Source organism: Desulfitobacterium chlororespirans DSM 11544 (assembly GCF_900143285.1).
Classification (GTDB): Bacteria; Bacillota; Desulfitobacteriia; order Desulfitobacteriales; family Desulfitobacteriaceae; genus Desulfitobacterium; species Desulfitobacterium chlororespirans.
This window is the reverse complement of the sequence record NZ_FRDN01000006.1, coordinates 477,759-488,857: the sequence shown is the minus strand read 5'-3', so window position 1 is coordinate 488,857 and position 11,099 is coordinate 477,759. Positions and strand designations below refer to the sequence as shown.

10 protein-coding genes and 1 rRNA gene are annotated in these 11,099 nt (G+C 48.6%); all 11 read right to left on the bottom strand.

What is annotated here, in order from left to right; all coding sequences use genetic code 11:
* Window positions 1-506 (bottom strand): 16S ribosomal RNA (locus BUA14_RS10675); the annotation flags it as partial.
* Between the two features lie 527 nt (window positions 507-1,033).
* Window positions 1,034-2,500, bottom strand: coding sequence for a lysine--tRNA ligase (gene lysS, locus BUA14_RS10670; RefSeq protein ID WP_072772585.1), 1,467 nt, complete (start codon window positions 2,498-2,500; stop codon window positions 1,034-1,036).
* 295 nt (window positions 2,501-2,795) lie between these two features.
* Window positions 2,796-3,266 (bottom strand): transcription elongation factor GreA, encoded by a 471-nt coding sequence (gene greA / locus BUA14_RS10665; RefSeq protein WP_072772584.1) that lies wholly within the window; start codon window positions 3,264-3,266, stop codon window positions 2,796-2,798.
* A 198-nt stretch (window positions 3,267-3,464) separates the two neighbouring features.
* Window positions 3,465-4,430: a tRNA dihydrouridine synthase DusB gene (gene dusB, locus BUA14_RS10660; RefSeq protein WP_072772583.1), complete on the bottom strand. Its 966-nt coding sequence runs from the start codon at window positions 4,428-4,430 to the stop codon at window positions 3,465-3,467.
* Between the two features lie 18 nt (window positions 4,431-4,448).
* Entirely contained in the window at window positions 4,449-5,225 is a 777-nt protein-coding gene (locus BUA14_RS10655; protein WP_072772582.1) for a type III pantothenate kinase, read from the bottom strand.
* Between the two features lie 54 nt (window positions 5,226-5,279).
* Window positions 5,280-6,260: a biotin--[acetyl-CoA-carboxylase] ligase gene (locus BUA14_RS10650; RefSeq protein ID WP_072772581.1), complete on the bottom strand. Its 981-nt coding sequence runs from the start codon at window positions 6,258-6,260 to the stop codon at window positions 5,280-5,282.
* A complete protein-coding gene (gene nadC, locus BUA14_RS10645; protein WP_072772580.1) occupies window positions 6,250-7,134 on the bottom strand; it encodes a carboxylating nicotinate-nucleotide diphosphorylase in 885 nt (294 codons plus the stop codon). Before nadC ends, BUA14_RS10650 begins: the two co-directional genes overlap by 11 nt.
* Window positions 7,100-8,725 (bottom strand): L-aspartate oxidase, encoded by a 1,626-nt coding sequence (gene nadB, locus BUA14_RS10640; RefSeq protein ID WP_072772579.1) that lies wholly within the window; start codon window positions 8,723-8,725, stop codon window positions 7,100-7,102. The genes nadC and nadB overlap by 35 nt, the downstream gene beginning before the upstream one ends.
* A 159-nt stretch (window positions 8,726-8,884) precedes the next feature.
* Window positions 8,885-9,268: an aspartate 1-decarboxylase gene (gene panD / locus BUA14_RS10635; protein ID WP_072772578.1), complete on the bottom strand. Its 384-nt coding sequence runs from the start codon at window positions 9,266-9,268 to the stop codon at window positions 8,885-8,887.
* Window positions 9,269-10,117 carry a pantoate--beta-alanine ligase gene (gene panC, locus BUA14_RS10630; protein ID WP_072772577.1) on the bottom strand — a complete coding sequence of 283 codons (849 nt, stop codon included), beginning with the start codon at window positions 10,115-10,117 and terminating at the stop codon, window positions 9,269-9,271.
* Entirely contained in the window at window positions 10,114-10,992 is an 879-nt protein-coding gene (locus tag BUA14_RS10625; protein WP_072772576.1) for a Rossmann-like and DUF2520 domain-containing protein, read from the bottom strand. The genes panC and BUA14_RS10625 overlap by 4 nt, the downstream gene beginning before the upstream one ends.
* Window positions 10,993-11,099 lie beyond the last annotated feature (107 nt).

Genomic DNA, 11,099 nt, shown 5'->3' with positions numbered 1-11,099 from the left:
CGTCAGACTTTCGTCCATTGCGGAAGATTCCCCACTGCTGCCTCCCGTAGGAGTCTGGGCCGTGTCTCAGTCCCAGTGTGGCCGTTCACCCTCTCAGGCCGGCTACTGATCGTCGCCTTGGTAGGCCTTTACCCCACCAACTAGCTAATCAGACGCGGATCCATCTACTAACGATAGCATCTTCAGAGGCCATCTTTCCTTACTCCTTGATGCCAAGGCGTAAGCTTATCCGGTATTAGCCCTCGTTTCCAAGGGTTGTCCCGGTCTAGTAGGTAGGTTATCCACGCGTTACTCACCCGTCCGCCACTATCCAGCATCTAACACCCAGCATTCCAGAAGCTGTGTTGACACTTATTGAATGCGTGGAGCGCTCATTCTTCGCGCTCTCGCTGTCATCCACTTATCTGCTCCTTAAACACTCGGTGTTAGACACTGGACCGTTCGACTTGCATGTGTTAGGCACGCCGCCAGCGTTCGTCCTGAGCCAGGATCAAACTCTCCATAAAATTTATGAAGAACATTTGATTGCTCAAATTTCTTACTCTCATTTGACGAGTCATTGGCTGTTCCTTGTTGTTTAGTTTTCAAAGACCATGGTCTATTTTTTCGCTTTTGTGGCTGAGCCACATTTATAAATGATACCAGCAAACCTTCGATTTGTCAACTATCATTTATTCATTTTGTTCCTTGCAAAGCGTTGTTATCTGCGGAACATTTGATACTATATCATAGTCAACTTGCTCTTCTCAATCATTAAAATCGACCTTATTCTTATGTATTCTCTGTTCTCACCACCTTTATCTCGCAATACCTCCCTATATTGCTTGATTTCATAAAGTTCAATTGCCTTTGCTCATCATTTAGCCAAGGTTTTAACTTGGCAAGCTTTCATTAATTCATAGTGCACAGAATAAAGGAAAGGGAGACGATGCTCGTTATACATTCGTCTCCCTAGTGTAAGCCAGGCAAATTCATATCCTTATTCTAAATAAGTCTCATTCCATTGCATTCCCTGACCATCCCCGCTGGGTTCTTAATCGTCTTCTCTGGGCCGCATCGTGGGGAAAAGGATGACGTCCCGGATGGACGCTGAATCGGTCAAAAGCATCACCAGTCGATCGATACCGATTCCTAATCCCCCTGTAGGCGGAAGACCGTACTCCAAAGCCTGGACGAAGTCCTCATCCATCATATGGGCTTCGTCGTCACCTTTATCCCGCTCAGCCATTTGGGCTTCGAAACGCTGTCTTTGATCGATAGGATCATTTAATTCCGAGAAAGCGTTCCCTAATTCTCTGCCATAAGCAAAAGCTTCAAAGCGATCCGTATACTCAGGGTGTTCAGCATTTCTCTTAGCTAAAGGGGAAATCTCCACCGGATGGCCGATAACAAACGTCGGTTGGATGAGATTGGGCTCGACAAACTCTTCAAAAAATTCGTTAATGATCTTGCCACGGGAGCTTCCCGGTTCGACCTTAAGGCCCTTTTCCTTAGCGGCCTGTTGTGCTTCTTCATCCGTATGAATCTGACTGAAATCCACTCCACCATATTCTAAGATGCCTTCGAGCATGGGCAGGCGGCGCCAAGGTGTTTTAAAATCAATCGCTTGGCCTTGGTAGGTTACTTCGGTGGTTCCATGAACTTCTTTGGCAATGGTGGAGATCATGTTCTCGGTAAGTTCCATGATATCCTCAAAATTTGCGTAGGCCTGATAGAGCTCCATCATTGTGAACTCCGGATTGTGCTTAATGGAAATCCCTTCATTGCGGAAGTTTCTTCCTATCTCAAATACTTTATCAAAGCCTCCGACAATTAAGCGCTTTAAAGGAAGCTCTAAGGCAATGCGCAAATAAAGATCCATATCTAAAGTGTTGTGATGGGTGATAAAGGGACGGGCAGCAGCCCCACCCGGAATAGTATGAAGAGTAGGCGTCTCTACTTCTAAGAAGCCCTGACCTTCCAGGAAGTTTCTCATGGAGCGGATAATCTTACTTCTCATAACAAAGACATTGCGGACTTCCGGGTTCATAATGAGATCCACGTACCGTTGACGATAACGGAGTTCAACATTAGTTAAACCGTGAAATTTCTCCGGCAAAGGGCGCATTGATTTGGATAAAATCTGAACCTCAGCGGCATGCACGGAGATTTCTCCCCGTCGTGTCCGGAACACGGTACCTTTAATGCCAACGATGTCACCAATGTCAAATTTAGAAATCAGCTCAAACCATTCTTCGCCCACATCATCCTTACGGATATAAGCTTGAATCTGGCCGCTGAAATCTTGTATATGTGTAAATACCACTTTACCCTGGTCTCTTTTGGACATCATACGACCGGCAATCTTGACCTCTTGACCCTCAAGGGTATCAAATCCATCCAGAATCTCTTGGGCCATATGAGTTCTCTGATAGCGATCCGCGTAAGGCTCTACCCCATTTTCTCTTAACTGAGCCAGCTTGTCCAAGCGAACCCGCCAGAGATCATTCATTTCATCCATTAATCATACCTCCAACCGTAATTCCTTTAACAATTTTACCAAAACTCTATGACATTAAACAACAACCTTAGTCAAAAAGTTCTATATAATAAGAGATCCAAAGGTATTATAAATTACACTTTCATCGTTAAAGAAAACCCCGAAAGCACTGTCTTCGCACTTGTTGCCTTAAACGCATACTCACAAATGAGGCGGAGTCGTTGGTTGACCTTATACTTTCTGACAGTGTAAACAAAGTGTCGGCAAGAATTTCTTGCCGACCTTTTGTCAGGATACCTGAGTCATTTAAATTTAATTATCGAATATCCATAATCTCATAGTACAGAATACCCGCGGGAACATTAATTTCTACCACGGTGCCTTTAGGCTGTCCCAGGACCGCTTTTCCTACAGGAGATTCATTGGAAATCTTGTTGGAGCCTGGATCCGCTTCGGCAGAGCCGACGATTGTATATTCCTCTTCCTCACCAAACTCTTTGTCTTTCAGAATGACTGTGGTCCCGAGAGCGACGACTTCGCTGCCCTCTAAATCATCAATAACCCGAGCATTCCTTAACATCTTTTCCAACGTAATAATACGGCCTTCAATAAAAGCTTGCTCATTTTTGGCGTCATCATACTCTGAGTTTTCGCTGATATCTCCAAACTCAATGGCCTGTTTGATGCGTTCAGCCACTTCCCGACGCTTTACCGTCTTCAGAGTTTCTAATTCATCTTCTAATCTCTTCAATCCTTCGATGGTCAGAATTACTTCCTTTTCGGCCATTCAATATCGCTCCCTTTTCTCATCCTACGCATGGCGCTTTTTCCGCGCTTCATTTAAATTAGGGCTTTACTGCCATAATATGTAAACCCCGCTATTTGCATTACTCGTATTATATGTTCACTTCAAAATAATGTCAAGGATTCCGTGATGTACCTGTCATACGAATACGCTCTAATATTCTTCCTGAAACATTTAAGGTTATGCATTTTCTTGCAAAATTCTTTGGAATAGACTCTTCATTTCCAGGGGGGTTTTTGTCTGCATAATGTCATCCCGCATCTGCGCAGCATTGCGAATCCCTTTAATATACCAGACGGCATGCTTACGCATTTCGTTAAGGCCGATGCGTTCTCCTTTATAATTCAGCACTCGCTCAAAATGTTCTGTGGCCACTTTGAGCTTCTGCTCTAAAGAGGGTTCCTCAAGCAGCACGCCCTTATTCAAAAAAACATTAATTTGTGGAATCAGCCAGGGGTTGCCAAGGCTTCCCCGGCCTACCATAACTCCATCGCAGCCTGTTGCTTCGAGAACTGTTTTGGCTTCTTGAGGGGAAGAAATATCCCCATTGGCTATTACCGGGATGCTTACCCCCCCTTTAACCTTTTTTATCCCATCTCGGTTGGCAGTACCTGCGTAAAATTGCTCCCGGGTCCGCCCATGAACGCTGACCATCTGGACGCCTACAGCTTCCACCCGCTTGGCCAGCTCTGGAGCAACGATTCTTTCTGCAGTCCAGCCAAGTCGCATTTTGACCGTCACCGGAACCTCTACAGCCTTCACAACGGCTTCAGCAATGCGCTGCGCTAAGGGAAGGTCCTGCAGCAATGCTGAACCTTCCCCGTTTTTGACAATTTTAGGTGTTGGACACCCCATATTGATATCAATGATCTCGGCATCCCGCTCCACAGCCAAGGCTGCTGCCTTGGCCATGACTTCAGGTTCTGAGCCAAAGAGCTGAACAATGCGCGGTGAATCTTCCCCGGAAAGATCCAACATCTCCAAAGTTCTTGAGTTCATATAGGTCAATGCCTTGTCGCTGATCATCTCTGACCAGACATGCAGCCCCCCTACAGAACGGACTGTCTCCCGAAAGGCCTTGTCCGTAACACCGGCCATAGGGGCGAGAAAAACAGGGATGCCCAGCTCAAATTTTCCTAAACGCATAGCTCTCCTATCTACCCATCAGGGCTGTTGGTTGGAATTTCTTTCATAGATCAATAATAAACCTTCTAAGGTCAAAAAGGGATCGACTGTTTCAATTTCCTGAGAATCCTCTTGAATCAATTCCGCCAAACCACCTGTGGCAATAACGCGAGTATCCCGCCCTAACTCCTGCTTCATCAAGGTCACAATCCGATCCACTTGTCCGGTATAGCCATAGTATATCCCGGATTGCATCCCCGCTACCGTATTTTTGGCGATGATGCTTTTCGGTTTAACGATTTCAATACGGGGCAGCTTAGAAGCTCGTTGAAACAAAGCTTCCGTAGAAATCCCGATCCCCGGAGCAATGGCCCCGCCCAGATACTCACCCCGCTTGGATATAGCGCAGAAAGTAGTGGCCGTACCGAAATCGACAATAACTACAGGACCGCCATATTTATGATAAGCTGCCACCGCATTGACAATGCGATCGGCTCCCACCTCACGGGGATTATCATAGACGATGGGCATCCCGGTCTTTACTCCCGGTCCGATGACCAAAGGTTCCACATCAAAATACTTGCGAGCCAGTGATTCAAGAGTGGGCATGACCGGAGGGACCACAGAGGACATGACTACGGCTTTAATCCGGGACATATCGAGTCCATTAAGATCAAAAAGGTTTTTAATAATCACTGCATACTCATCCACTGTACGGGATTTATCCGTAGAAATCCGCCAATGGTAAATCAATTCTTTTTGCTCGTATACACCAAGGACAATGTTGGTGTTTCCCACATCAAATACAAGAATCATAGTTATTCTCCTTAGTTAAACAATTCCATCTTGCGGCGATTGCTGCTGGCTATATTACTCCGGACTATACTGCTCCCCCGCTCTGAGGCTTACTTCTCCTGAAGAAAAGGTCATCTCCTGCCCCTCCAGATCAAGGATAAGTTCCCCGTCCTCCCGGATTCCCTTAAAAATTCCGGCGTAGACCGTCCCTGCTCTTTCTACCCGCACAGGCTGGTTGATGCCTACCGCAAAAGATGTCCAGCGTTGGATAAGGCCCTGGACATCGCCTTGCTCTAAAGACTGGACTTCCTTTTCCAGATTAAAAAGCAACTGTGCTGCCAGGTGATTCAAATTGACCTCATAGCCCAGAATGTCCCGCAAGGTTGTCGCCGGCAGCTTAGAGCTAAGGGTCCGGCTGGAGAAGTTAGCATTGACCCCAATGCCCAGGATAAGAGTTTGCACCGTATTCCACTCCCCGGCTACTTCGCCAAGGATTCCGGCAATCTTTCTTCCTTGAGCCACTACATCATTAGGCCATTTAATCCCGGCTGACAATCCATAAAGATCCTGCAGGGTTTGAGCTAAAGCCACCCCTGTGCTCAGAGTGAGCTTCGCCGCATCCCCCAGGCTCAGCCTGGGCTTAAGCAACAGACTCAGCCAAAGCCCTCCCTCCGGAGACTCCCATGCCCTCTGCATCCGCCCATGGCCTGTCGTCTGACGCCTGGCGATAACTACTGTCCCATGCTCTCCCCCTTGACGCACTATATCCTTGATGCGGTCGTTGGTGGAGGACAATTCTGCAAAGAGAAAAAGCTGCCTGCCCAGAGCCTGGGTCCTGAGCTCCTGCTGCAGAGCCCATAGATCCAAGACAGAAGGTATCTTAACAAGACGATACCCTTTTCTAGTCTGACCTTCTATCTCATAGCCAGCTTCCTTTAGTCCCTGAATCTGCTTCCAGACCGCCGCCCGGGTGATGCAAAGGGCTTGGCTGATGCTCTCTCCCGAGACAAATTCTCCTTGTTGATTCTTCAGCATATCCAAAATCTTACTTCGCACAGTTCTCTCCCTTTTCCCAGCGCTCTTTGGTTAAAGCTTTAATATCTCCGATATCCAAGGAAAAGTCCATGGCTTGCACAGAATGGGTAATGGCCCCCATGGAGATAACATCCACCCCGGTTTCGGCCACGGCACGCAGGTCGCCTTTCCTGATACCGCCGGAGGCTTCCACCACAGCTCTGCCCCGGACCATCTCCACGGCTTTGCTCATGATTTCTAAATTCATATTATCCAGCATAATAACTTCAGCTCCGGCCGCGACTGCTTCTTGCACCTGCTCAAGGTTCTCACATTCCACTTCGATCTTGACCATATGTCCGATCCGGCTGCGGGCAGCTGCTACTGCAGGGCGGATGCCTCCGGCAGCGGCAATATGATTATCCTTTAACATGACGGCATCATACAAGCCAAAGCGATGGTTCTGTCCGCCACCCATAGCTACGGCGTATTTTTGCAGCATTCTTAAGCCCGGTATGGTTTTACGGGTATCTGTAATGCGTGTGGGCAGTCCGTAGCATTCCGTTACCGCCTCATAGGTCGCCGTAGCCACCCCGGAAAGGTGCTGCAAAAAGTTCAACGCAGTACGCTCCGCACTCAAAATGGAGCAAATTGCACCGGCGATCTCCATAACCACAGTTCCCCGCTCAACCAGCTCGCCGTCTGCTTTGCTAATGGATACTTCAAGTTCAGGATCCACTGTCTTAAAGACCTGCTTCGTTATCTCCAATCCGCAAGCGATGCCCTTTTGCTTGGCATAGATTTTAGCATGAGTCTTAGCTGTTTTGGGGAAAATAGCAGAACTTAAATCCCCGGTTCCCAAATCCTCCTGTAAAGCTCGTTCAATCAACTCTTGATACTGGAATGGTGCAAACATTATCGGTCCCCCTTGCTTGAATGGAATGTTTCAAATCCTTGGTATTGATCTCAGGATAGTCCGAACGGTAATGCCCCCCGCGGCTCTCTTCACGGGCCAAGGCAGCCCGGGCTACGCAATAACCGGTGGTCAGAAGATTTTTCAATTCTAACTGTGGGATTTCCTTTTCAGGTATAAAGGCGCTATCCCAGCTCCCGATAAGCTTAATGGCCTTCTTCAAGCCTTCTTCTTCCCGGATAATTCCTACATACTCCCACATCAATTCTTGCAGTTCCTCACGTTTAAGGGGGCTCTGCTCCTGACCGGCCTTCGGGGGCTTTTCATCATTTTCTGCATAAATATCACGGGGCTGAGGATTAGAAGAGCCTTTAGCGCGGACCGTATTCACAATATCTTCCACGATACGCCCCCCAAAGACGAGCCCATCCAGGAGAGAGTTGCTGGCCAATCGGTTCGCTCCATGAACACCATTGCAGGCGCATTCCCCACTGGCATAAAGATTGGTGAGGCTTGTCCTGCCCCTTTCATCCGTACGGACTCCGCCCATCATATAATGAGCAGCGGGAGCTACCGGAAGCCGCTCCTCCAGGACATTGATCCCATAGTCCAGGCAGGTCTGATAAATCATCGGGAAACGCCGGGGCACTTTTGCTAAACCGATGGGCCGGAAATCCAAGGTTACCTCACCCTTAGCCTGCTCCCGCCAAATCCCCCGTGCTACCACGTCCCGGGGTGCCAGCTCTTTGCCGGGAACATCCTGCATAAACCGTTCTCCCTGAGCATTGAGAAGATGAGCTCCCTCCCCCCGGACAGCTTCTGAGATTAAAAACCGCGGTGCTCCCGGAATAAACAGCGCCGTGGGGTGAAATTGGACAAACTCCATATCCATCAATTGGGCTCCTGCCCGATAAGCCGCTGCTATACCATCCCCTGTAGCCACTTCCGGGTTCGTCGTATAACAGTATAGCTGACCTAACCCTCCTGTAGCCAAAACGACAGCTTGGGCCAGATAAATCTCCGGCTCTTGGGTCAGACCATTGAGGCTGAGCGCCCCGATAACTTCTCCCTTTGAGTTTTTTAAGAGATCCAGCAGGAATTGCTCTTCTTTGACAAGGATTCGCTCTTCCCCAAGGGCTTGAGCGACCAGGGTCCGTTCGATTTCCTCCCCTGTAGCATCTCCGTTGGCATGGAGAACTCTTCTGCGGCTGTGGGCAGCCTCCTGAGTAAAAGCCAGTTTCCCGTTCTTCCGATCAAAATGGGCACCCATCCGAATCAGCTCTTCGACCCGCAGGGGACCATCTTCAACCAAAGCCCGGACGGAATCGGATTCACATAAACCTGCACCTGCGTAGAGCGTATCCTCGTAATGCAAAGAGGGTGAATCCTCTTGGTCCAAAGCTACAGCGATACCCCCTTGAGCATGTTTCGTGTTGCTCTCCGGAATTCCTTTCTTGGTCAGTACAGTGACCTCAAAATACTCGCTGGCCTTAAGAGCCGTGTACAAACCTGCTATTCCGCTCCCCAGAACCAACACCCCTGTCGAATAAATACGACATTCCTCAAAGCGCCAAGGCACCAAATATCTCCTCACGGTTATCCTCCTACCCCTACCTACCCGTACTATTTTTTTCTTTATTCTATTGCTCTCTGAGCCCTCTGTCCATTCTTTTAATTCAATCATCCCATACTACCGTTGTTCTTTTCTTCTACGTCCAAGCCGTTAAGCCTTTTTAACCAAGTCTTAGGGATGCTAAGACTCCTGCCCGTGTATCTCCTCATGGGCTATCTTCACCGGGTTATTCCCTTCATCGACAAAGATGACCTTCGGTTCATAGGTTCGGGCTGCCTCATCGGTGAAAATTCCATAGGCAATAATAATCACTTCATCCCCCACTTGAACTAAGCGGGCCGCAGCTCCATTGAGACATACAGTACGCTCTCCCCGCTTTCCGGGAATAACATAAGTCTCCAAACGCGCTCCGTTATTGTTATTAACGACCTGTACCTTTTCATTAGGAAGGATATCCGCCACCTCTAAAAGTTCTTCATCAATGGTAATGCTTCCTACATATCTAAGATTGGCTTCCGTAACTGTGGCCCGGTGAATCTTGGACTTCATCATCGTTCGGAACATTTACATCCCCTCCAAAACTTTATTGTCAATCAGACGGGTAGGGCCAAAGCGCACAGCTAAGGCGATGAAAATCTTGCCTTCAATCTGTTCTATCCTGTGCAGGTTCTCCGCCGAACGGATCTCAACATAATCAATTTCCCCGGAGCTTTCGTTTCTAATCAATTCCTTGATTCGTTCTTCGATAGTCAGAGCAGAACGCTCTCCCTGACGCAGCCAATTCTCCGCCTCCCCAAGGCTTCTTTGCAGCACCAGAGCCTCTGCCCGTTGCTCAGGGCTTAAATAAATGTTTCGCGAACTCAAGGCCAGTCCATCTTCCTCCCTGACAATCGGCACCCCGATGACTTCGATAGGAAAATTCAGATCCTTCACCATTTGGCAGATGATCAAATACTGCTGATAATCTTTTTGACCGAAATAGGCACGATCCGGCTGTACTATATGGAAAAGCTTACTGACCACCGTCGTCACACCCCGGAAATGTCCCGGCCGGGAAGCTCCGCACAGACTGTCTCCCAGCTCATCCACCTCCACATGAGTGAGGTTCTTGGTTGGATACATTTCCTCCACTTCGGGATTAAAAATCAAGTCTACCCCGGCCCCTTCGGCTTTCTTGGCATCCCGCTCCAAATCCCGGGGATAACGGGCAAAATCTTCATTAGGACCAAATTGCAGCGGATTAACAAAAATGCTCATCACCACAAAGGCACCGCTCTTCCGGGCCTCTGCCACCAAAGTCAAATGCCCTTCATGCAGATACCCCATGGTAGGCACTAAGGCTATGCTTCTTCCCTGACCTCGTTGTTCCTTGACAATGTCCCGAACTGCAGAGATTTTCTTACAGATGATCATAATTCATTCGTCCCTTTCTCCATCAACCTATTCATTTCTTCCCACACTTCTTTTGCATAAGCTCCCCCGTTTAATTCCATCTTTTTTTGCCCAATGTCCAGGGTATAAAGGCCTAAAGCCCGGTATACGGGATCGATCTTTGCCGGCATGTGCTCCAGGTGCCCCCGAATCACATCCACATCCCCGCGGGCTATAGGGCCGGTAAGTGCCTGAGGAAGCCCCACATTCTCCAGATTCTGCAGAGCGCCTTTCATGAGCGGCAGCAAGCTTTCCAGCGCTTCCTGATTAGTAATGCCCGCTTCTTCAAATAATTGAACGGCCAAACCCGCCAGGGTCACCAGATAATTGGACGCCACCACGGCCCCGGCATGGTAAAAGGGCTTTTGCTGAGGATCTAGCCGGTGCGGGATGCCTCCTAACTGAGTTACAATCGCCAAACCGACTTTTTCCCCATCCCCTTCAATACCAAAGTGAGTTCCCGGAATAAGCTCCACAGCCTGGTCAATTCCCGCAAAAGCTTGTAAAGGATGAAGGGATAGATAATTTATCGGTAAATCCTTATCCACTTGCATAACCCGGGAGCTTACAGAACCTGAGCAATGAATCCAGGTTTGCCCTTCTTTATAGAGGCCCCTCCGGGTCAATTCTTCAGCAGCTGCACGAATCATGCCGTCCTGTGTCGTAATAAATAAAAGATCTGCTTCAGGGAGCCATTCCTCCAGCGGGCGTCTCTCCCCATGATGAAGATAGGTACAAAACCGCTCATAAGATCGCCGGCTGCGTGAGTGTACCCCTACCAAATGGTGCCCCGCCTGTCTCAGCCGAATAGCGATAGCCGTCCCAACGATTCCTGCTCCGATGATTCCGAAATTCATGTTAACCTCTCCTAACCCGCAAAGCTCCGGCCCCCTTGATCATGTAAAAAAGCACCCCACAAACGTGAAGGTGCTATGCTATGCTCTGCTTTCCTTCTCCGTCTCGG

Excerpts from the sequence above, each read along its gene's own strand:
- lysS (WP_072772585.1), bottom strand. The coding sequence starts at position 2,500 with ATGGATGAAATGAATGATCTCTGGCGGGTTCGCTTGGACAAGCTGGCT.
- greA (WP_072772584.1), bottom strand. The coding sequence starts at position 3,266 with ATGGCCGAAAAGGAAGTAATTCTGACCATCGAAGGATTGAAGAGATTA.
- dusB (WP_072772583.1), bottom strand. The coding sequence starts at position 4,430 with ATGCGTTTAGGAAAATTTGAGCTGGGCATCCCTGTTTTTCTCGCCCCT.
- BUA14_RS10655 (WP_072772582.1), bottom strand. The coding sequence starts at position 5,225 with ATGATTCTTGTATTTGATGTGGGAAACACCAACATTGTCCTTGGTGTA.
- nadC (WP_072772580.1), bottom strand. The coding sequence starts at position 7,134 with ATGTTTGCACCATTCCAGTATCAAGAGTTGATTGAACGAGCTTTACAG.
- panD (WP_072772578.1), bottom strand. The coding sequence starts at position 9,268 with ATGTTCCGAACGATGATGAAGTCCAAGATTCACCGGGCCACAGTTACG.
- panC (WP_072772577.1), bottom strand. The coding sequence starts at position 10,117 with ATGATCATCTGTAAGAAAATCTCTGCAGTTCGGGACATTGTCAAGGAA.
- BUA14_RS10625 (WP_072772576.1), bottom strand. The coding sequence starts at position 10,992 with ATGAATTTCGGAATCATCGGAGCAGGAATCGTTGGGACGGCTATCGCT.